The sequence below is a fragment of the uncultured Bacteroides sp. genome (genome assembly GCF_910586915.1).
Lineage (GTDB): Bacteria > Bacteroidota > Bacteroidia > Bacteroidales > Bacteroidaceae > Bacteroides.
In genome coordinates, this window is sequence record NZ_CAJULN010000004.1 from 130,234 (window position 1) to 153,500 (window position 23,267).

General features: G+C 47.7%; 16 protein-coding genes, 1 tRNA gene and 1 pseudogene. 15 read left to right on the top strand and 3 right to left on the bottom strand.

Going from position 1 to position 23,267, the window contains the following annotated elements:
* Positions 1 to 100 precede the first annotated feature (100 nt).
* The 4 genes from QZ331_RS03155 (at position 101) to QZ331_RS03170 (ending at position 6,902) form a co-directional block, all read left to right on the top strand.
* Positions 101 to 1,090 carry an adenosine kinase gene (locus tag QZ331_RS03155; RefSeq protein ID WP_294627956.1) on the top strand — a complete coding sequence of 330 codons (990 nt, stop codon included), beginning with the start codon at positions 101 to 103 and terminating at the stop codon, positions 1,088 to 1,090.
* 45 nt (positions 1,091 to 1,135) lie between these two features.
* On the top strand, positions 1,136 to 2,824 hold the full coding sequence (locus QZ331_RS03160; protein WP_294627958.1) for a S41 family peptidase: 1,689 nt from the start codon (positions 1,136 to 1,138) through the stop codon (positions 2,822 to 2,824).
* Between the two features lie 32 nt (positions 2,825 to 2,856).
* On the top strand, positions 2,857 to 4,275 hold the full coding sequence (gene ahcY, locus QZ331_RS03165; RefSeq protein WP_294627960.1) for an adenosylhomocysteinase: 1,419 nt from the start codon (positions 2,857 to 2,859) through the stop codon (positions 4,273 to 4,275).
* Between the two features lie 107 nt (positions 4,276 to 4,382).
* Positions 4,383 to 6,902, top strand: coding sequence for a YfhO family protein (locus QZ331_RS03170; protein ID WP_294627963.1), 2,520 nt, complete (start codon positions 4,383 to 4,385; stop codon positions 6,900 to 6,902).
* A 158-nt stretch (positions 6,903 to 7,060) separates the two neighbouring features.
* On the opposite strand, the gene upp is transcribed toward QZ331_RS03170, so the two are convergent.
* Positions 7,061 to 7,714 carry a uracil phosphoribosyltransferase gene (gene upp / locus QZ331_RS03175; RefSeq protein WP_294627964.1) on the bottom strand — a complete coding sequence of 218 codons (654 nt, stop codon included), beginning with the start codon at positions 7,712 to 7,714 and terminating at the stop codon, positions 7,061 to 7,063.
* A gap of 282 nt (positions 7,715 to 7,996) precedes the next feature.
* Between upp and pckA the strand changes: the two genes are divergently transcribed.
* The 4 genes from pckA (at position 7,997) to QZ331_RS03195 (ending at position 14,874) form a co-directional block, all read left to right on the top strand.
* A complete protein-coding gene (pckA, locus tag QZ331_RS03180) occupies positions 7,997 to 9,604 on the top strand; it encodes a phosphoenolpyruvate carboxykinase (ATP) (RefSeq protein ID WP_294627966.1) in 1,608 nt (535 codons plus the stop codon).
* Between the two features lie 418 nt (positions 9,605 to 10,022).
* Positions 10,023 to 11,333, top strand: coding sequence for a DNA mismatch repair protein MutS (locus QZ331_RS03185; protein ID WP_294627968.1), 1,311 nt, complete (start codon positions 10,023 to 10,025; stop codon positions 11,331 to 11,333).
* Between the two features lie 83 nt (positions 11,334 to 11,416).
* A complete protein-coding gene (locus QZ331_RS03190) occupies positions 11,417 to 12,301 on the top strand; it encodes an Rpn family recombination-promoting nuclease/putative transposase (RefSeq protein WP_294627970.1) in 885 nt (294 codons plus the stop codon).
* A gap of 86 nt (positions 12,302 to 12,387) precedes the next feature.
* Positions 12,388 to 14,874 (top strand): glycoside hydrolase N-terminal domain-containing protein, encoded by a 2,487-nt coding sequence (locus QZ331_RS03195; protein WP_294627995.1) that lies wholly within the window; start codon positions 12,388 to 12,390, stop codon positions 14,872 to 14,874.
* Positions 14,875 to 14,966: 92 nt separating this feature from the next.
* On the opposite strand, the gene typA is transcribed toward QZ331_RS03195, so the two are convergent.
* Entirely contained in the window at positions 14,967 to 16,766 is a 1,800-nt protein-coding gene (gene typA / locus QZ331_RS03200; RefSeq protein ID WP_294627971.1) for a translational GTPase TypA, read from the bottom strand.
* Between the two features lie 156 nt (positions 16,767 to 16,922).
* On the opposite strand from typA, the gene rpsO reads away from it, so the two are divergent.
* The 3 genes from rpsO (at position 16,923) to QZ331_RS03215 (ending at position 19,696) form a co-directional block, all read left to right on the top strand.
* Positions 16,923 to 17,192: a 30S ribosomal protein S15 gene (gene rpsO / locus QZ331_RS03205; protein ID WP_125039922.1), complete on the top strand. Its 270-nt coding sequence runs from the start codon at positions 16,923 to 16,925 to the stop codon at positions 17,190 to 17,192.
* A gap of 228 nt (positions 17,193 to 17,420) precedes the next feature.
* Positions 17,421 to 17,996, top strand: a complete 576-nt coding sequence (locus tag QZ331_RS03210) for an XRE family transcriptional regulator (protein ID WP_294627973.1) — start codon at positions 17,421 to 17,423, stop codon at positions 17,994 to 17,996.
* A 50-nt stretch (positions 17,997 to 18,046) separates the two neighbouring features.
* Positions 18,047 to 19,696, top strand: a complete 1,650-nt coding sequence (locus QZ331_RS03215; protein WP_294627975.1) for an AMP-binding protein — start codon at positions 18,047 to 18,049, stop codon at positions 19,694 to 19,696.
* A 293-nt stretch (positions 19,697 to 19,989) separates the two neighbouring features.
* On the opposite strand, the gene QZ331_RS03220 is transcribed toward QZ331_RS03215, so the two are convergent.
* Positions 19,990 to 21,072, bottom strand: coding sequence for a mannose-1-phosphate guanylyltransferase (locus QZ331_RS03220; RefSeq protein WP_294627977.1), 1,083 nt, complete (start codon positions 21,070 to 21,072; stop codon positions 19,990 to 19,992).
* Between the two features lie 164 nt (positions 21,073 to 21,236).
* Here QZ331_RS03220 and QZ331_RS03225 point away from each other — a divergent pair.
* The 4 genes and pseudogenes from QZ331_RS03225 to QZ331_RS03240 form a co-directional block, all read left to right on the top strand.
* Positions 21,237 to 21,320: transfer RNA gene (locus QZ331_RS03225), tRNA-Leu, on the top strand.
* Between the two features lie 236 nt (positions 21,321 to 21,556).
* A complete protein-coding gene (locus QZ331_RS03230; RefSeq protein ID WP_007479974.1) occupies positions 21,557 to 22,465 on the top strand; it encodes a hypothetical protein in 909 nt (302 codons plus the stop codon).
* A 124-nt stretch (positions 22,466 to 22,589) separates the two neighbouring features.
* Positions 22,590 to 22,877, top strand: a complete 288-nt coding sequence (locus tag QZ331_RS03235; RefSeq protein ID WP_005944327.1) for a helix-turn-helix domain-containing protein — start codon at positions 22,590 to 22,592, stop codon at positions 22,875 to 22,877.
* Between the two features lie 5 nt (positions 22,878 to 22,882).
* Positions 22,883 to 23,267: pseudogene (locus tag QZ331_RS03240) on the top strand (mobilization protein); the annotation flags it as partial.

A 23,267-nucleotide genomic window follows, 5' to 3' on the forward strand; every position in this document is an offset into this window, starting at 1 on the left:
CTAACCGACTGAGCTAAGGAAGAATGTTTTTCTTAATTGCGATGCAAAAGTAGTAGGTTTTTTTGAAATATGCAATATCTTTGCAAAAAAAATATTGGAAATGGATAAAATAATTGGATTAGGCAACGCCCTGGTAGATGTACTTGCAACCCTAAAGGATGATACGCTTCTGGATGAAATGGGGTTACCCAAGGGTAGTATGCAACTTATTGACGACGCTAAGTTACAGCAGATTAACTCCAAATTCTCGCAGATGAAAACCCATTTGGCAACCGGCGGTTCGGCAGGAAATGCCATTCTCGGACTGGCTTGTTTGGGTGCGGGAACCGGTTTTATCGGAAAAGTGGGAAACGACCGTTATGGAGATTTTTTTCGTGAAAATCTACAGAAAAACAATATCGAAAACAAATTATTGCTTACGGAACAGTTGCCTTCCGGTGTAGCTTCCACTTTTATTTCGCCGGGAGGAGAACGTACCTTCGGTACTTACTTGGGAGCAGCCGCATCCTTGAAAGCCGAAGAGCTTTCTCTCGAAATGTTTAAAGGATACGCGTACCTATTTATAGAAGGATACTTGATGCAAGACCATGAAATGATTCTTCATGCCATTGAGCTGGCAAAAGAGGCAGGCTTGCAGATTTGCCTGGATATGGCAAGCTACAACATCGTGGCAAGCGACTTGGAATTTTTCTCTTTGCTGATAAACAAATACGTGGATATCGTCTTTGCAAACGAAGAAGAAGCCAGGGCGTTTACGGGCGAAGAACCCAAAGAAGCCTTGCGGATGATTGCAAAGAAATGCAGCATTGCCGTTGTAAAGGTAGGTGCAAACGGTTCCTATATCCGTAAAGGAACGGAAGAAATCAAGGTCGATGCGCTTCCGGTTGCGCAAGTACTGGACACCACCGGAGCGGGCGACTATTTCGCAGCCGGATTCTTGTACGGACTGACGTGCGGTTATTCCCTGGAGAAGTGTGCTAAAATAGGTTCTATTCTATCGGGAAATGTTATTCAGGTAATCGGAACGACCATGCCGGCCGAACGTTGGGATGAAATTAAGTTAAATATTAACAGGATTCTGGCAGAATAACCGGAGATTGAGTTATTTTTACAACTCATTTATATAGAAAGAAGTATGAAAAAAATGCCGAATGGGCGGGTAGCGGCCGTTGTAGTGACAGTTGCGGCTACCGTAGCTTTCTTTAGTTTCAAGAGTGGCGATGACCGCAACTTTCAGGTAGCCAAAAACCTGGATATATTCAATGCAATAGTCAAGGAACTCGATATGTTCTACGTGGATACGCTTGACCCCAACAAGACGATCCGCGCGGGAATCGACAATATGCTTTATTCGCTTGACCCTTATACCGAATATTATCCGGAAGAGGACCAAAGTGAACTGGAGCAGATGGTGAAGGGCAGTTTCGGCGGAATCGGCTCGCTCATCACTTATGACACAAAGTTGAAACGTTCTCTGATTGCCGAACCGTTTGAAGATACGCCGGCTGCAAAAGCAGGACTGAAAGCCGGAGACGTGCTGATGGAGATTGACGGAGTAGACCTTGCCGGCAAGAACAATGCGGAAGTCAGCCAGATGTTGCGTGGGCAAGCGGGCACGAGCTTCAAACTGAAAGTGGAGCGTCCCAACGCAAAGGGCAGCCGTACAGCTATGGAGTTTACACTGGTGCGCGAATCCATTCAGACTCCTGCCATCCCCTATGCCGATGTGCTCGACAATCAGGTAGGATATATCAACCTGAGTACCTTCTCCGGACATCCTTCCAAAGATTTCAAGAAAGCATTTCTTGACCTGAAGAAAAAAGGCGCTACTTCGTTGGTGATTGACCTGCGCAACAACGGCGGTGGTCTGCTGGACGAAGCAGTGGAAATAGCCAACTACTTCCTGCCGCGTGGCAAGGTAATTGTGACAACGAAAGGTAAAATCAAACAGGCGAGCAATACCTACAAGACTTTGCGCGAACCGTTGGACTTGGATATTCCCATTGCCGTATTGGTAAATAGCGCCACCGCATCTGCTTCCGAGATTCTCTCGGGCTCTTTGCAAGACCTTGACCGTGCGGTAGTCGTAGGCAACCGTACTTTTGGAAAAGGTTTGGTGCAGGTACCCCGCTCCCTGCCTTATGGCGGAATGATGAAAGTGACCACTTCCAAATATTACATTCCCAGTGGACGCTGCGTGCAGGCCATCGACTATAAGCATCGCAACGAAGACGGAAGTGTAGGCGCTATCCCCGACAGCCTGACCAAAGTATTCCATACGGCAGCAGGACGCGAGGTGCGCGATGGCGGCGGCGTGATGCCGGATGTTGTAGTCAAGCAGGAGAAACTGCCGAACATCCTCTTCTATTTAGTACGCGATAATCTGATTTTCGACTATGCGACCCAATACTGCCTGCATCATCCCGAAATTGCAGCTCCGGAGAAGTTCGAACTGACGGAAACCGACTACAGCGACTTTAAAGCCCTGGTGAAAAAGGCTGATTTCAAATATGACCAGCAAAGCGAAAAGATTCTGAAAACCTTGAAGGAAGCAGCCAAGTTTGAAGGTTATATGGAAGATGCAACCAAAGAATTCGAGGCACTCGAAAAGAAACTGAGCCACGATTTGGAACGCGACTTGGATTATTTCTCCGGCGATATCAAGAAAATGATTGCTTCCGAAATCATCAAGCGTTATTATTATCAGCGTGGAAACATCATCCAACAGTTGAAAGACGATGACGACTTGAAGGAAGCGGTGAAAGTCTTGAACGACCCTGCCAAATATAAAGAAATGCTGAGCGCACCCGCCGCTAAAAAATAAGAGTACTACATTATATTAATATATTATACGATATGTCTACAGAATTATTCTCTACTCTGCCCTATAAGGTGGCAGACATTACGCTTGCCGATTTCGGTCGCAAGGAAATCGATTTGGCAGAAAAAGAAATGCCTGGCCTGATGGCTCTTCGCGAAAAGTATGGAGAATCCAAACCGTTGAAAGGTGCCCGCATTATGGGCTCGTTGCACATGACTATTCAAACAGCCGTGCTGATTGAAACATTGGTGACACTGGGTGCTGAGGTGCGTTGGTGCTCTTGCAATATATATTCGACACAAGACCATGCTGCGGCGGCTATTGCTGCGGCAGGCGTGCCTGTGTTTGCCTGGAAAGGCGAGACACTTGCCGACTACTGGTGGTGTACGTTGCAGGCATTGAGTTTTGCCGGCGGCAAAGGCCCCAATGTGATTGTTGACGACGGCGGCGACGCTACGATGATGATTCATGTGGGTTATGATGCGGAAAACGATGCGTCGGTATTGGACAAGGAAGCACACGCCGAGGATGAAATAGAATTGAACGCCATCTTGAAAGGAGTGCTGGCAGAAGATAAGACCCGTTGGCATCGTGTGGCGGAAGAGGTACGCGGCGTATCCGAAGAGACAACGACAGGTGTACACCGCCTGTATCAGATGCAGGAAGAGGGCAAGTTGTTGTTCCCGGCGTTCAATGTGAACGACTCGGTTACGAAGTCCAAGTTCGACAACCTGTATGGTTGCCGCGAATCGTTGGCAGACGGTATCAAGCGTGCAACGGATGTGATGATTGCCGGAAAAGTGGTTGTAGTATGCGGTTATGGCGATGTAGGTAAGGGCTGTGCTCACTCCATGCGTTCATACGGAGCACGTGTGCTGGTGACGGAAGTCGACCCGATTTGTGCTTTGCAGGCTGCTATGGAAGGCTTCGAAGTGGTAACGATGGAAGACGCCTGCACGGAAGGCAATATCTTCGTGACTACTACCGGTAATATCGACATTGTCCGCATCGACCATATGGAGAAAATGAAAGACCAGGCCATTGTCTGCAACATCGGCCACTTCGACAATGAAATCCAGGTGGATGCATTGAAGCATTATCCGGGTATCAAGTGTGTGAACATCAAGCCGCAAGTAGACCGTTATTATTTCCCCGACGGGCACAGCATCATCCTGCTTGCCGATGGTCGTCTTGTAAATCTTGGCTGTGCGACGGGACATCCGTCATTCGTGATGAGCAACTCCTTCACAAACCAGACATTGGCTCAGATTGAATTGTTCAACAAGTCATACGAGGTCGGTGTGTATCGTCTGCCAAAGCACTTGGACGAAGAAGTAGCTCGCCTGCACCTTGAGAAAATCGGTGTGAAACTGACCAAACTGACTCCCGAACAGGCTGCTTATATCGGCGTATCCGTGGACGGGCCTTATAAAGCCGACCATTACAGATATTAATTAAATTGAGAATCGAGAACCGGAAATTGAGAATTCGCTGCACGGTATGAAGTGTGGCGGTTCTCACTTTCCGGCTATCGGTTCTCAATTTTCAATTCTTACATGATATGAAGAAATTCCTTCCCGATTTGATTGCCATTCTGGCTTTTATACTCCTTTCTTTTGCTTATTTCTTTCCGGCCGACATTGAGGGCCGTATTTTGTTTCAGCACGACTCCGTAGCCGGAGTAGGCGCCGGACAGGAATCGAAGGAGTATCGTGACCGTACCGGAGAGCGCACGCGCTGGACGAATGCTATCTTTGGCGGTATGCCCACTTATCAGATGTCGCCGAGCTATGACTCGACAAAAGCCCTGAACTGGGTTGAAAAAGCATATCGGCTCTGCCTGCCCGATTATGTAGTACTTACCTTTATCATGATGTTGGGATTCTATATCCTCCTGCGGGCGTTCGGTCTATCGGCCTGGCTGGCGGGGTTAGGCGGAGTCATATGGGCTTTTTCGTCCTATTTCTTCATCCTCATACCGGCAGGACATATATGGAAATTCGTAACATTGGCTTATATTCCGCCTACAATTGCGGGTGTCGTCTTGGCCTATCGGAAGAAATACCTGTCGGGGGGGATTGTCACAGCTTTGTTCATTGCCCTTCAGATTCAGTCCAACCACATACAGATGAGCTATTACTTCATGTTTGTCATCCTGTTCCTGGTGGGGGCTTATTTCGAAGAGGCGTACCGGAAGAAAGAACTGCCTCACTTCTTCAAGGCGAGTGCCGTGTTGGCGCTGGCGGCAGCAGTTGGAGTGTGCATCAACATCTCCAATCTGTATCACACATACGAATACAGCAAAGAGACAATGCGCGGCAAAAGCGAGTTGAAGCAGGAAGGTGCTGCCGCTGCCAATCAGACAAGCAACGGGCTCGACCGCGACTACATCACGAACTGGAGCTATGGAATCGGCGAAACATGGACCTTGCTGGTGCCGAATGTGAAAGGCGGAGCATCCTCGGCAACCTTGTCACAAAGCAAGGCGGCGATGGAGAAGGCAAATCCGATGTATGGCAATCTCTACTCGCAGTTTCCGCAGTATTTCGGTGATCAGCCGTGGACTGCCGGACCTGTCTACGTAGGAGCCTTTGTCATGTTCCTGTTTGTGTTGGGATGCTTCATTGTCAAAGGGCCGCTTAAGTGGGCGTTGCTGGGAGCCACTCTCTTTTCCATCCTGCTTTCCTGGGGAAAGAATTTTATGGGACTGACGGATTTCTTTATCGACTACGTCCCAATGTATAACAAGTTCCGTGCCGTTTCTTCCATTTTGGTGATTGCAGAGTTTACCATCCCCTTGTTGGCTGTTTTCGCCTTGAAGGAGCTGCTGGCCAAACCGGAGATTTTGAAATGGAAAGAAAACCGTACAGGGATGATAGTGACGCTGGTGGTTACGGCAGGTGTGTCGCTGGTGTTGGCGGTTGCTCCCAGTGCATTCTTCTCCGGTTTTGTGACGGCGCAGGAGATGGCGGCTTTGCAGCAAGGACTTCCGGCAGAGCATCTTACTCCGGTAGTGAACAGCCTGACGGAGATGCGCGAGGCAATCGTCGCTGCGGATGCATGGCGCAGTTTCTTCATCATCGTTGCGGGTTGTTTCCTTTTGTTCCTGTATCAGCAGAAGAAGCTGAAAGCCACACTCACGTTGGCAGGCATTGCGTTACTGTGTCTGGTGGATATGTGGACGGTCAACAAGCGCTATTTGAACGACGGACAGTTTGTTCCGAAATCCAAGCAGGCGGAAGCGTTCGTCAAGACCCAGGCAGACGAGATAATCCTTCGGGATACCGCGTTGGACTATCGTGTGCTGAACTTCGTCGGCTTCCCCGGCAATACCTTCAATGAAAACAATACAGCTTATTGGCACAAGAGCGTAGGCGGTTACCATGCTGCCAAGTTGCGCCGTTATCAGGAAATGATTGACCGTCATATCATTCCCGAGATGCAGGCTACTTATCAGGAAGTAGCTGCTGCCGGTGGCGAGATGGATAGTGTGGACGCATCCAAATTCCGTGTGCTGAATATGTTGAATACGAAATACTTTATCTTCCCTGCCGGACAGCAAGGAGAACCTGTTCCTGTTGAGAATCCGTATGTATATGGCAACGCCTGGTTTGTGAACAACGTGCGTTACGTAAACGATGCAAACGAAGAAATCAGCGCATTGAACGATGTACTACCCACGGAGACTGCCGTAGTGGATGCGAAATTCAAGGAACAACTGAAAGGTGCGATCGAAGGATACAAAGATTCATTGTCCGTCATCCGCCTGACTGCCTACGAACCGAACCGCCTGACATATCAAACGTCTTCGGCGAAAGACGGCGTAGCGGTATTCTCGGAAATATACTACCCCGGATGGCAGGCCACGATTGACGGAGAGCCAGCGGATATTGCCCGTGCAGACTATATCTTACGTGTGATGAATGTGCCTGCCGGCGAACATACCATTGAAATGTGGTTCGACCCGCAGAGTATTCGTGTCACCGAAAGCATTGCTTATGCGGCGTTGGCACTGTTGCTGATTGGAGTGATGGTGTTAGTATGGATGGAACGGCGGAAGATGGTCAAAAGACAGCAGTGAGGTTGTTCTGCTGAGCGACTCTGACTGATACGACAATTTACTTTTTCAAATAATGGCGGCTCGCTTCTTCACAAAGCGAGCCGCCATTATTTGAAAAGTATATAAAACCAACACGTCGCGTCCGTGTGCCTGTTACAGACAGGACTTACGGCAGAGTGCTATTCTTTCTCACCGTAAGCAAGGTCGCCGGCATCGCCCAATCCCGGAACGATGTACGAATGTTCGTTGATGACAGGGTCGATGGCTCCGCACCAGATGGTAGTCTTATCCTCGGGGAATATGTTCATGATGTGGTCTACCGCCTGCCGACTGGCAATGATGGAAGCCACGTGTATTTCGGCAGGATGTCCTTTGGTCAGCATAGCCTGGTAGCTCAGTTCCATGCTGCTGCCCGTTGCCAGCATCGGGTCGGTGATAATCAGCGTTTTCCCGTCAATGCGCGGCGAAGCGATGTACTCTATATGTATATCGAATTTCAGCGTATCCTTATACTTGCGATAGGCGGAGACGAATGCGTTTTCCGCTTTGTCGAGGTAGCTCAGAAACCCTTGATGGAACGGAAGTCCCGCGCGAAGGATGGTACTGATGACCAACTGATTGTCCGGCGTGCTGACCGGGGCTGTCCCCAACGGGGTTTGGATTTCTTTTACCGAATAGGCAAACTCCTTGCTCATTTCGTAAGCCATGATTTCTCCGATACGCTCGATGTTGCGGCGGAAACGCAGGCGGTCGTTCTGGACTTCCACGTTTCTGATTTCGGAAATGTACTGGTTGAGAATCGAATTTGTCTGGCTAAAATCAATTACTTTCATATGGTGGTTTAATCATAAATTAATCTCATTTTCATCGTGCTGGCAGCATACTGATTTGCAAAGTAAATGATAATCTTTTAAATTGCAACATTCAGTTTGCAGATATTGTTAGGATTTTATAAAAGAATTCCTATTAGGGAAAAATTTCTCTAATACCTTCTTCCTTTCCGATAGAAAGTATTACTTTTGTTGCCGGATTTAAAGGAGCTGTCCAAAGCTCTCACATATCTGAGGTAAAAAAGATAATCAAAACAAAATACCAATTTAATTAATTCAAAGAAAATGGCAAATTTAGATTTAAGCAAGTACGGTATCACAGGTGTGACCGAGATTTTGCACAATCCGTCTTATGATGTTTTGTTCGCTGAAGAAACAAAACCGGGTCTGGAAGGCTTTGAAAAAGGTCAGGTAACTGAATTAGGTGCTGTGAATGTAATGACAGGTATCTATACCGGTCGTTCTCCTAAAGATAAATTCTTCGTTAAGAATGAAGCTTCGGAAGAGTCTGTATGGTGGACTTCTGAAGAATACAAAAACGACAACAAACCCTGCTCTGAAGAGGCTTGGGCTGACTTGAAGGCTAAAGCCGTACAGCAGTTGTCGGGCAAACGTCTGTTCGTTGTCGATACATTCTGCGGCGCTAACGAAGCTACTCGCATGAAAGTACGTTTCATCATGGAAGTAGCTTGGCAGGCTCACTTCGTAACCAATATGTTCATCCGCCCCACAGCCGAAGAACTTGCCAACTACGGAGAACCCGATTTCGTATGCTTCAACGCTTCCAAAGCTAAAGTAGACAACTACCAGGAATTGGGCTTGAACTCTGAAACAGCTACCGTATTCAACCTCAAGACAAAAGAACAGGTTATCCTCAACACTTGGTACGGTGGTGAAATGAAGAAAGGTATGTTCTCTATCATGAACTACATGAACCCGCTTCGCGGCATCGCTTCCATGCACTGCTCTGCCAATACCGATATGGAAGGCACAAGCTCTGCTATCTTCTTCGGTCTGTCAGGTACAGGTAAGACTACGTTGTCTACCGACCCGAAACGTAAGTTGATTGGTGACGACGAACACGGATGGGACAACGAAGGTGTATTCAACTACGAAGGCGGTTGCTACGCGAAGGTTATCAACCTCGACAAAGAAAGCGAACCGGACATCTTCAACGCCATCAAACGCGACGCCTTGCTGGAAAACGTTACAGTTGACGCTAACGGCACAATCGACTTCACAGACAAGAGCGTGACAGAGAACACTCGTGTTTCATATCCTATCTACCACATCGAAAACATCGTGAAGCCTGTATCCAAAGGTCCTCACGCAAAACAAGTTATCTTCTTGTCTGCTGATGCATTCGGTGTATTGCCTCCAGTATCTATCCTCAACCCCGAACAGGCTCAGTACTACTTCCTGTCAGGATTTACAGCTAAATTGGCAGGTACAGAACGTGGTATCACTGAACCGACTCCGACATTCTCTGCTTGTTTCGGTGCTGCTTTCTTGTCATTGCACCCGACTAAATATGCAGAAGAACTGGTTAAGAAGATGGAAATGACCGGTGCTAAGGCTTACTTGGTAAACACTGGCTGGAACGGTACAGGCAAACGTATCTCTATCAAAGATACACGCGGCATCATCGACGCTATCCTCGACGGCTCTATCGACAAAGCCCCGACGAAAGTCATTCCTTTCTTCGACTTTGTTGTGCCGACAGAACTTCCGGGTGTTGACCCGAACATCCTCGACCCGCGCGACACTTACGAATGTGCTTGCAAATGGGAAGAAAAAGCAAAAGACTTGGCAGGACGTTTCATCAAGAACTTCGCTAAGTTTACAGGCAACGAAGCTGGTAAGGCTTTGGTTGCTGCCGGTCCGAAACTCTAATTCGCATATTAGATATTTCATAGCAAGAAAGGCGGTTCCTTCGGGGGCCGCCTTTTTTCTTCAATGAAAACACGCCATCCTCCCCCACCTGCCAAACATCCCTGTTTCAATCTCATAATCAACCTGTTACAGCACATATAGATGCTGAACGCAGGAGATATAGATGGTAGACGTTGGACATATAGATGCTGGACGCAGCGCATATATGCCGTGAAAACAGGACATATATGCGCTGCAAGTCCCTCATACAGAGAGGTTATTTCCACGACTTGCCACATCCTTCTTATCACATCGAATTCACATTCTTATAAAAAGGAATACGAGACAGAAACTTTTTCGTTGCCGATTGCCTTGCGTCATTCAAGTTTGTTTATTATCTTGCACACCAAGAAGAAAACCTCCATATCCCCCCCTGCCAATGACGACATATTTGAATACAGACAAACAGACGTATGCCGACCTCTCCATCATGGAGAACGGCAACAACGAACCGACGGTTTGCTCCCTGTTTTCCCGTACGGAAACCAAACAGGGAAAATCTCTGATACAGAGCTGGCTGATGCATCCGCTGAGCGACGGAGACACAATCCGCAAGCGGCAGGAAGCCATCGCGTGGAATGAACTGCCGGAACTTTTTCTGACAGAGGAGGAATTGGACTTCATAGAATACTACCTGGCCTATCGCGACGAAATACGGAAAGCGAACGTGCTGCTTTCGTGCGCAACGGTCATCGACCGGTTGTTCAGACACAATTCGGTCCGTTATGTCGTATGCCGGGGAGTGAAGTTGGTAATCCATCTGCTGCACCGTTTGAAGAAGTGGACAATGGAATTGCCCGAAGATGCGCCTCAGTTGATAAAGGAATCGGCGGATATGGTGAACGACATCCTGTATGGCAGCGAATTGAAAGAACTGCTGAAACCGGAATACGGCAAAGGCGGACGGTTGTCCAACTACGTAATAGATAAGTATGATTACCTGTTCCGGTGTACGCGGCTGTTGTCCTTGCGGGAGCTGCTGTCTGTGGTCTATCTGCTCGATGCCTGCCGAACGGCGCATCGGGTGGCGAAGGAGAAGGAGTTCTGCTGTACGCCCGTGCTGGTGCAGGGGATGGATTTCCAAGTAGAAGCACTTGTGCATCCTTTTGTGAAAGAGGGGCGGAAAAACAGTTGGGAAATGTCGCGCGGCAACATCTGCATCTTTACCGGTTCCAACATGGCAGGAAAGTCCACCACGCTGAGAACTCTGGCGCTGTCGGTCTGGCTGGCACACTGCGGATTGCCTGTACCGGCAAAATCAATGGTATGCCCCCTCTATGAAGGGATTTATACCTCTATCAATCTGCCCGACTCCTTGCGCGACGGACGCAGCCATTTCATGGCAGAGGTGCTTCGCATCAGAGAAGTGTTGCAAAGAGCTACGGCAGGCAGGCGTTGCCTGGTGGTGATGGACGAAATGTTTCGCGGTACGAACGCGAAAGATGCTTTCGAAGCCTCGGTTGCCGTCAATGATTTGCTGAAGAGTTATCCCCATTGCCATTTCCTTATCTCCACGCATATCCTGGAGTATGCGAAAGCATTCGAACGAGACGCCTCCTGCTGCTTTTATTACATGGAAGCGTCCATCACGGACGACGAGTTTGTCTGCCCCCACCGTTTGTCGGAAGGAATCTCGGAAGCCAGGGTCGGACTTTGGGTAGTGAGGAAGGTGTTGGCGGATTTGTTTTAGCCTTCTGCGGCAGAAATCCCTGCCAATCTGCCGGTAATCCGAATCTTTTTTCTTACTTTCGTCCACTTAATGTTGAAAAGAATATGAATACCACCAATCAAGTCATCCGTTTTGACTGGGCAATGAAACGCCTGCTTCGCAACAAGGCAAACTTCAGCGTTCTCGAAGGGCTGCTCACTACGTTGCTGGGAGAAAAAATAATCATTCAGAGATTGCTTGAAAGCGAAAGCAATCAGGAAGACGAGTTCGACAAATACAACCGTGTCGATATGCTTGCCGAGAACTCAAAGGGGGAGCTTGTGCTGATTGAGGTTCAGAACAACAATGAGTACGCTTATTTCCAGCGTATGTTGTTCGGCACTTCCAAGCTGGTGACGGAGTACATCAACCGCGGAGAGAGCTACGACAATGTGCGCAAAGTCTACAGCGTCAATATCGTGTACTTCTCTTTGGGGCACGGAAAGGACTTTGTCTACCACGGGAAAACAGAATTCAGAGGCATCCACACGAATGATATTCTCGAACTTACCCCGTTTCAGAAACAGACTTTCAAAGTAAATCAAGTCAGCCAACTCTATCCGGAATACTATATCTTGAAGGTAAACGACTTCAATCAAGTGGCTAAAAGCCCGCTCGAAGAGTGGATTTATTATCTGAATACGGGCGAAATCCCTTCCAACGCCACAGCCCCCGGACTCGAAGAGGCAAGGGAACGGCTGAAACTCGATAGCATGAACAAGGATGAACTGACGGCTTATTATCGGCATTTGGACAATATTGTCATATTGCGGGATAATATCAATACGGAACGCGAAGAGGGTCGTGCGGAAGGACGTGCAGAAGGAAAAGCAGAAGGGCGCCATGAAGAAAAAAGAGAAAATGCACGCAACTTGAAAAAGTTAGGAGTAAGCCCTACTATCATCTCGCAGGCTACCGGTTTGTCTGAAGAAGAGATTGATAGTTTGTAACATAATGCGATTAATCTATGTATATCCGCATCTTGGAATAATTATATTTAATAAACGATGATACTATGGAAATAAGAAAAAAGTGTATGTATCTGTTGGTCGCACTGATGGCAGCTTCCGAAGCCCACAGTGTGGAGACTGATTATACAAAAGGACTGTCAGTTTGGTTTGATACGCCTGTCACCCTGCAAGGAAGAGCTGTTTGGTATGGCGGCCGGCCGGATATGTGGAAAGGAGACCATAAACCGGAAACAGCAGGCGACACAGTACAGAATCCGGACGCCGACTGGGAATCGCAATCATTGCCCATCGGCAACGGTAGTCTCGGAGCCAATATTATGGGCTCGATAGAAGCGGAACGCATCACGTTCAACGAAAAAACACTTTGGCGAGGCGGCCCCAATACATCGAAGGGCGCCCGGTATTACTGGGATGTGAATAAGCAGTCGGCTCATGTGTTGGATGAAATCCGCCAAGCGTTTGTGGAAGGTGACGACAAGAAGGCGGCACTGCTCACACGCCGCAATTTCAATAGTGAAGTACCCTATGAAGCAAACCGCGAAAAACCTTTCCGTTTCGGCAGCTTCACCACAATGGGAGAGTTTTATGTAGAGACGGGACTGAGCGTGATAGGAATGAGCGACTACAAACGCATACTATCGCTCGACTCGGCTATGGCTGTCGTGCAATTCAAGAAAGACGGAGTAGCCTACCAGCGCAATTATTTCGTATCCTACCCCGCCAATGTGATGGTGGCACGTTTCACCGCCGACCGTCCCGGAAAGCAACACCTCACATTCAGCTATGCCCCCAACCCCGTATCGACAGGAAAAATGACTGCCGACGGCACAAAAGGCCTTGCCTATGTAGCGGCTTTGGACAACAACGGAATGCAATACGTAGTCCGCATCCAGGCAGAGGCAAAAGGCGGAACCCTGTCGAATGCCGACGGAAAACTGACTGTGACCGGAGCCGACGAAGTAACATTCTACATCACTGCCGACACAGACTACCGAATGAATTTCGACCCTGACTTCGACGACCCGAAAACCTACGTAGGCGTAGAACCGGCAGCAACCACCCGCCAGTGGATAGACAGCGCCGTAGCGAAAGGATATGCGAGACTGCTTGACGAGCACTATCAAGATTACGCCGCACTCTTCAACCGGGTGCAGTTGAATCTCAATCCGGAAGTGGCGAAGAACAACAACGTACCTACCCCCCAGCGTTTGAAGAACTATCGGAAAGGACAGCCTGACTATTACCTCGAAGAACTCTATTACCAGTTTGGCCGCTACCTGCTGATAGCCAGTTCGCGCCCCGGCAATATGCCTGCCCACCTGCAAGGTATCTGGCACAACAATGTAGACGGCCCCTGGCGCGTAGACTACCACAACAACATCAACGTCCAGATGAACTACTGGCCTGCCTGCTCCACAAACCTGGACGAGTGTGCGCTTCCGTTGGTCGATTTCATCCGCACATTGGTCAAACCGGGTGAAAAGACGGCACAGGCGTATTTCGGCGCAAGAGGATGGACGGCGTCTATCTCTGCCAATATTTTCGGATTTACCGCTCCGTTGGAGAGCCAGGATATGTCGTGGAACTTCAACCCGATGGCAGGCCCCTGGCTGGCTACTCACATTTGGGAGTATTACGACTATACGAGGGATTTGAAATTCCTGAAAGAGACAGGATACGAACTGATAAAGAGCAGCGCAAACTTCGCAGTCGACTACCTGTGGCACAAACCGGACGGCACGTACACGGCAGCTCCTTCGACGTCGCCCGAGCACGGCCCGATAGACCAGGGAGCAACGTTTGTACACGCTGTAGTGCGCGAAATACTGCTTGACGCAATTGAAGCAAGCAAAGTGCTGGGCATCGACAAAAAAGAACGCAAGCAATGGGAACACGTGTTGAAAAACCTCGTTCCTTATCAGATAGGACGCTACGGACAGTTGATGGAATGGTCGGTGGATATCGACGACCCGAAGGACGAGCATCGCCACGTGAATCATCTTTTCGGCCTGCATCCGGGACATACGGTGTCTCCGGTCACTACTCCCGAACTGGCAAAAGCCGCCAAAGTGGTGTTGGTGCATCGCGGCGACGGCGCTACCGGATGGAGCATGGGATGGAAACTGAACCAATGGGCACGCTTGCAGGACGGCAATCATGCCTACACACTGTTTGGCAACCTGCTCAAGAACGGCACACTCGACAATTTGTGGGACACACACGCGCCTTTCCAAATAGACGGTAATTTCGGCGGCACGGCAGGAATCACGGAGATGTTGTTGCAGAGCCACATGGGATTCATCCAGTTGCTTCCGGCGCTGCCCGATGCATGGAAGAGCGGTTCGGCACACGGGTTATGTGCGAAAGGTAATTTTGAAGTGGACATCACTTGGAAAGACGGACTGCTGAAGTCTGCGCTTATCCGCTCCAAAGCAGGAAGCAAGTGCCAGGTGAGATATGCCGGAAAAACACTATCTTTCAATACAAAGAAAGGACATGACTACCAACTGGAATATGACGACGCTGCCAAAGCACTGAAACTTGTCATCTGATAGCGCGACATAGAGACGTCCGCATACGAAAAAAGCCCGGCGAGTTGAGCAACCGCCGGGCTTTTCCATATATAATATATGTATAGCAGACTTTAATTCTTATTGGCACGCTTGCGCTCGATTTCATCCAAAATCACTTTACGCATACGCATTGCCTTCGGAGTGACCTCCACATACTCATCCTCCTTGATGTATTCCAAAGCCTCTTCCAGTGAGAACTGTACAGGCGGAATCAGACGCACCTTGTCGTCCGAACCGGAAGCACGCATATTGGTCAGCTTTTTCGATTTGGTAACGTTGATTACCAAGTCGTTGTCGTGAGAGTGCTCGCCTACTACCTGTCCTGCATATACTTCGTCCTGCGGGAAGATAAAGAACTTGCCGCGGTCTTGTAGTTTGTCGATGGCGTATGCAAAGGCAGTTCCGCTTTCCATAGCAATCATGGAGCCGTTCGTACGGCGTTCGATTTCACCCTTGTGCGGCTGGTATTCCTTGAAGCGGTGGGCCATGATAGCCTCGCCGGCAGAAGCAGTCAGTACATTCGTACGCAAACCGATGATACCACGTGAAGGCATATTAAATTCGAGATTGATGCGCTCGCCTGTATTTTCCATCTTCACCATTTCACCTTTGCGGCGGGTAACCATATCAATAATCTTGCTCGAATACTCTTCCGGCACGTTGATGGTCAGTTCCTCAATCGGTTCGTGTTTTACACCGTCGATTTCGCGAAAGATAACCTGCGGCTGGCCTACCTGCAATTCGTATCCTTCGCGGCGCATCGTCTCAATCAAGACGGAGAGGTGAAGCACACCGCGACCGGAAACAATCCACTTGCCGTCTTCTTCACTCTTCTTGACGCGCAGAGCCAGATTCTTGTCGAGCTCTTTTGTAAGACGGTCGTGGATGTGGCGTGAAGTCACGAATTTACCGTCTTTGCCGAAGAACGGAGAGTCGTTGATGGCAAACAGCATACTCATGGTCGGTTCGTCGATAGCAATAGGCGGCAATGCTTCCGGATTTTCAAAGTCGCAGACCGTATCTCCGATTTCAAACCCGTCAATACCTACCAGTGCGCAGATATCGCCCGAAGAGACTTCGGTAGTCTTGGCGCGTCCCAACCCTTCGAATACGTGCAATTCCTTGATTTTGCTCTTGAGCATATCGCCGTTGCGTTTCACAAGCGTCACGTTCATACCTTCCTTCAATGTGCCGCGATGCACACGACCTACGGCAATACGGCCTGTGTAAGAGGAATAGTCCAAAGAAGTAATCAACATCTGCGGTGTTCCTTCCAACTGTTGCGGAGCAGGAATGTTTTCGACAATACAATCCAAAAGCGGAGTGATGCTGTCGGTCGGCTTTTGCCAGTCCGTGCTCATCCAGTTGTTCTTGGCAGAGCCGTAGATAACGGGGAAGTCCAACTGGTCTTCTGTAGCATTGAGACTGAACATCAGGTCGAATACCATTTCATATACCTCTTCGGGGCGGCAGTTGGGTTTATCCACCTTATTCACCACCACGATGGGTTTCAGGCCGATTTCCAATGCTTTCTGCAGCACAAAACGGGTTTGAGGCATCGAACCTTCGAAGGCGTCTACCAGCAGGATGCAGCCGTCTGCCATATTCAACACACGCTCTACTTCGCCGCCGAAGTCGCTGTGTCCCGGAGTATCGATAATATTAATTTTAGTTCCGTTGTAGTTGATGGAAACGTTCTTGGAGAGAATCGTTATACCACGTTCGCGTTCCAAGTCGTTGTTATCCAAGATAAGTTCACCACTATTTTGATTGTTGCGGAACAGATTTCCCGCCAATAGCATCTTGTCAACCAGCGTTGTCTTCCCATGATCGACATGGGCAATGATTGCAATGTTTCTAATATTTTGCATATAATACCTATTATTTGGGCGCAAAGGTACGAAATAAGGATTAGAAATATATGCAATGGTAGCAATTTTTTCTTGTAAATCGTTGTGGGATATAAAGATAATGTCTATCTTTGCGCGCTCAAAAGAATAATTTACTATATTAAAATTCTAAAAATTATGTATTTAGATGCTGCTAAAAAGCAAGAAATCTTCGGAAAGTACGGAAAGTCTAACACTGATACTGGCTCGGCTGAGGCGCAGATAGCTTTGTTTTCATACCGTATTTCTCACCTGACTGAGCATATGAAGCTCAACAGAAAAGATTATAGTACTGAGAGAGCTTTGACAATGTTGGTAGGTAAGCGTCGCCGCTTGCTCGACTACCTGAAGGCTAAGGATATCGAAAGATACCGTGCTATCGTTAAAGAACTCGGATTGCGTAAGTAATTTTACTTGCTGCGGAAAGTTTAGAAAGCCGTTTCCCCCTATCGTGGGGAGACGGCTTTTCTGTTTTCATCCCCCTGCTACATACCGCCGCTTCCGGACACAAACGGCCGCCGGAACAGGATTTAGAGATATTTTCTTTAATTATAATTGTAGCCGTATAAAGATTTTCTTATTTTTGCAGCCTAATCATTATAATTTATCACATTTGACAATCAAAAAACTTACAATATGGATACTAATAAAATTGTCGGCGAAAAAATCAAAGCTCTCCGCGAGGATAAATCAATTACCGTAGAAGAACTGGCACAACGTTCGGGACTGGCTGTGGAACAGGTAGAACGTATCGAAAACAACATTGATATTCCTTCCCTTGCACCGCTTATCAAGATAGCCCGCGTGTTGGGAGTACGCCTGGGCACGTTCCTCGACGACCAGGACGAGACGGGCCCCGTTGTGTGCCGCAAGCGGGAAGCCAAAGATGCAATCAGCTTTTCCAACAACGCCATTCACTCCCGCAAGCATATGGAGTATCATTCGCTGTCGAAGTCGAAGGCAGACCGCCATATGGAACCGTTTATCATCGACGTGATGCCGACGGAAGATACCGACTTCGTACTCTCCTCGCACGAAGGTGAAGAGTTTATCATGGTCATGGAAGGCGTCATGGAAATCAGCTACGGCAAGAACACTTACCTGCTCGAAGAGGGAGACAGCATTTATTACGACTCCATCGTCCCTCATCACGTGCACGCCTACGAAGGGCAGGCAGCTAAAATACTGGCGGTAATCTACACTCCGATTTAACGGAGCGGCGGTTCATCGCTCAATCACTAAAAATATTAATTACTATCAGAATGCAATTATTTGACCGTACTTTGGGACAGTGGTTGGAACACTGGGCCGAAGAGACTCCCGATAAAGAATATATCGTATATTCCGACCGCAACCTCCGTTTTACGTGGAGCCAGTTCAACCGCCGTGTGGATGATATGGCAAAAGGACTCATCGCTATCGGCGTGGAGCGGGGAACACACGTCGGCATCTGGGCGGCAAACGTGCCCGACTGGCTGACACTGTTGTATGCTTGTGCCAAGATTGGAGCGGTATATGTCACCGTCAATACGAACTACAAGCAGTCCGAACTGGAATACCTTTGCCAAAACTCGGATATGCATACCCTCTGCATCGTCAACGGCGAAAAGGACAGCGACTTTGTGCAGATGACCTACACGATGCTTCCCGAACTGAAAACCTGCGAACGCGGACACTTGAAAAGCGAGCGCTTCCCCTACATGAAGAACGTAGTGTACGTGGGACAGGAAAAACACCGCGGAATGTACAACACATCCGAGATTCTCCTGCTCGGGGATAATGTGGCCGACGACTGCTTGAACGAACTGAAAAGCAAGGTCAACTGCCACGACGTAGTCAATATGCAATACACATCGGGCACCACCGGTTTTCCGAAAGGAGTGATGCTGACACATTACAACATCACCAACAACGGTTTCCTGACGGGCGAACATATGAAGTTCACCGCCGACGACAAACTCTGCTGTTGCGTACCGTTGTTCCATTGCTTCGGGGTGGTACTTGCCACGATGAACTGCCTGACTCACGGTTGCACGCAAGTGATGGTAGAACGCTTCGACCCGCTGGTCGTGTTGGCATCCATCCACAAAGAGCGCTGCACGGCTCTCTACGGAGTGCCCACAATGTTCATCGCCGAACTGAATCATCCGATGTTCGACCTCTTCGATATGTCCTGTCTCCGCACAGGCATTATGGCAGGCTCCCTCTGCCCTGTCGAACTGATGAAGCAGGTGGAAGAGAAGATGTACATGAAGGTGACCAGCGTCTACGGACTGACGGAAGCGGCTCCCGGAATGACAGCAACCCGCATTGACGACCCGTTCGACGTACGTTGCAACACAGTGGGACGCGACTTCGAGTTTACGGAAGTGAAAGTGCTCGACCCGGAAACGGGCGAGGAATGTCCGGTAGGCGTGCAGGGCGAAATGTGCAACCGTGGTTACAACACCATGAAAGGCTATTATAAGAATCCCAAAGCGACCGCCGAAGTGATTGACGAAAACAACTTCCTGCACTCGGGCGACTTGGGTATAAAGGATGAGGACGGAAACTACCGCATCACCGGACGCATCAAGGATATGATTATCCGTGGCGGCGAGAATATTTACCCGCGCGAAATCGAAGAGTTCCTTTACCAGCTCGAAGGCGTGAAGGATGTGCAGGTGGCAGGTGTACCTTCGAAGAAGTACGGCGAAGCCGTCGGTGCCTTTATCATCCTGCACGAAGGCGTGACAATGCAGGCGGAGGATGTGCGCGATTTCTGTAGAAACAAAATAGCCCGCTACAAGATTCCCAAATACATCTTCTTTGTCAAAGAATTCCCGATGACGGGTAGCGGAAAGATTCAGAAGTTCAAACTGAAAGACTTAGGAGTACAACTTTGCCGGGAACAGGGTATCGAGATTATCTGATTCGCAACCACTTACCACGGTGATTCCAGCATCTATATCCCGTGCGCGTAGGACATATAGATGTTGGAAGTAGGACATATATGCGGTGGATACAGGAGATATAGATGCTGAAAACAGGAGATATATGCGCTGAAAATCAGCCATAGATTGAGAATAAACAACTGATAATCAATCGGTCAAACAACGGCAGTTAAAATCTGGCCACACAACGTTTTATTCAATAATAAAAAACAGAAAACGGTGAACGTCCTGCAAGTAAATGCAGCCTGTTCACCGTTCTCTGTTTTTATCAGCTAAATGAAATCATCGCCCAACTGTATTTGGGCATCATTCACGTATTTGCGTATGGCGTGTTCTTCGTCCTTGCGGCAAATCAACAAGACATTGTCCGATTCTGCTATCAGATACCCTTCCAGCCCGTCAACCACCACCAATTTCCCTTTCGGAAGCACCACCATATTATCCTTGCCGTTATAGATAAGCGAATGACATTTTAACGTGACATTGTTTTCCGCATCCTTTTCCGACAAATCGTAAAGCGAGCCCCAAGTGCCGAGGTCAGACCATCCGAAATCTCCTAAAGAGACATACACATTGTCCGCTTTCTCCATGATACCGATGTCGATGGATACATTGGGGCACGCAGGGAAGTTCTCCTCAATAAATGCTTTCTCGCCTTCGGTGGCATAAATATCTTTTCCCGGTGCCAGTTTGGAAGCCAATTCGGGCAACAAATCCTCGTTTGCCTTAATGATGGAATCCACATTCCACATAAACAAGCCGGAGTTCCAGTAGAATTCTCCGCTCTCTACGAATACTTTGGCTAATTCCAGTTCCGGCTTTTCGGTGAATGTCTTTACCTTGTAAAAGTTGTCGCCGGCGGGGTCGTCAATCTGTATATATCCGTATCCGGTTTCCGGGCGGTTGGGTTTGATTCCCAAAGTCAGCAGTTTCTCCGAGTGCGAGACGAACTCCAGCCCTTTCTCAATGGCAGCAAGAAATTCGTCTTCTTTCAAAATCAGGTGGTCTGAGGGAGCGACTACAATTTTAGCATTTGGATTGAGCGCCTTGATATGATAGGAAGCCCATGCGATGCATGGAGCGGTATTTCTTCGGGCAGGCTCCAGCAAAATCTGCTCTTCTTTCACTTCGGGCAGTTGCTCCTTCACCAAGTCTGCATATATCGCATTGGTAACGATAAGAATATTTTCTGTAGGAATAACCTTTTGAAAGCGGTCAAAAGTCTGTTGCAAGAGCGAACGACCGGTTCCGAAGAAATCTAAAAATTGTTTGGGCAGTGTCTTGCGGCTGAACGGCCAAAAGCGGCTGCCAATACCGCCACCCATAATCACGCAATAATTATCCTTATTTGTCATGACAGTAACTCTATTTTAAAGTTTCTGCTAATGTACGGTTTATTCTCTGAATAGAGAAAGATTTGCGACTTGTTTTATTATTTTTTTCTCCTTTTTTTGGTAAAACTATTGCAGATTCAAAATAATGTCGTATCTTTGCACCGCAATCGAGAAATCAAGCGCACGCCCAGATGGCGGAATCGGTAGACGCGCTGGTCTCAAACACCAGTGGATTCACTTCCATCCCGGTTCGACCCCGGGTCTGGGTACGAATAAACCCTGATAATCACCTGATTATCAGGGTTTTCTGCTTTTATAGGGCGTACTAAATGTGTACTGAATGACGAATACAAAGAAAAGGTGTACTTTAATAGTTTTCTTCCCCATATCTTTATAATTTCTTAACGCTTATCCTATCTTTTCTTCCTTATTATTGCCGATGTTTTCGGGAAAAGTGAGATTCTTACCTTATATTTGTAGTAAGAACGTTTAAAGGCACACGATTATGGAAAATCATATAGAAACCAATTTCAGAGAAATACAGAAGATATTAGATAGTTGTATAGCTCATGACTATAAAACTAAAGTAGATGCACTATTTTTAAAACGTGAATATTTGACGCAAGCCCAGCTAAAGGATTATTTGCGACAAGAAATTTTCCGTGTGACTGAAAATATTGTAGCCATCCAACAAAAATACCGTGTCGTGCGTAACATTGTATTGGACATGGATATTCCCGATTTTTTGTGGGAAAGTGGTTATTTTGAGGACTTGAATTCTGATGAAAGAAAAAAGTATATCGGTTTCCGCTGCTCTGATTTTGATATGGATGCATATTTGCATGAACCGTCCTGTTATGATGGGCGGCTTCCTTATTTGTCCATTATCGTTAATCTTGTCGTGCTTTCCAAATATTTGCGCTATCTGCAAGAACAGGAAAGCAATTACCATACAGATGCGGTTGCCATCCAAGAGCAAGCCTTGCCAAAAGAGAAAGAGGAAAGTGCAGATACTAATCCAACCAAGATTGTGGGCAAAAGCAATCCTTTCAAGTCCACGTTGAAAGCTAATGAAATCAAACTTCTGACCGACTGTGTGAATGAAGCGAATATGTTTACTACTACCGTCAGTGCCAAAATACTTACCGATTTTTTCAACTGCAAACTGAATGGGGTATTGAAAGTTAATAATACCCGTCTGTTAGCCTATCTTATGATGCAACTTAGCTGTTATAATTACATCGTTTATGAATGGCAGTCTGTCATAGCAAACAATAAACTGATATTGAAGAAGATAAAAGGTGAACCGCTTACACGTACTGACCTGTCGAGTGCGACAGACCAAGCGAAAAACATCTATCCGAAAGGATATGAAATCATAGACAAATACATCAAACAACTGCAAAAAGGTTGAGCATAGATTGAACGCTCAAACAAAGGTCAATTAGACTTCATTTTCAAGCTCTTAACTTTGCCCCCGTTAACAAAAAAACGAGGGTGCGCACCTTCATATTGTTTCACCTAAATTCCTAAACAATATGGAAAAAAATTTAGAGTTAAGAGTTTCCGAACTCGAAAAGATGTTGTTCCTTTCAAAGAACGTGCTTAGCTTCGATGAAGCGAGCAAGTTCTTGAACCTTTCTAAAAGTTACCTGTACAAGCTGACTTCGGGTAACTTGATACCCCATTACAAGCCGCAGGGCAAAATGCTTTATTTTGAGAAAGCGGAGTTGGAAGCATGGTTGCGTCAGAACCCGGTCAAGACGCAGGCGCAGATAGAGCAGGAAGCGCAGAAGTATATCCTTAACCGTCCTCTAAAGAAATAACGGCTATGGAAAATAGAAAAGCGACAGAAGCCGGGCAGGACATCACCATGCAGAAAGAGGATTTCGCAGCCCTTTGGAAAACCATTCATCTAAAGGTGACGGACACTTACGAAGTGCCGCCCGAAATACTCTGGGTGAACGGCTCTACCATTGGCACGTTGGGTAATTTCAGTGCATCCACGGGTAAAGCCAAGAGCAAAAAGACATTCAACATTTCCGCTATCGTTGCGGCAGCGTTGAAGAATGACGAGGTATTGAAGTATTCGGCATACCTGCCACCGAACAAACGGAAAATCCTCTATGTAGATACCGAGCAGAGCAAATACCATTGCCACAAGGTCATGGAGCGTATTTTGCGGCTTGCCGGACTGCCTACCGACAAGGACAGGG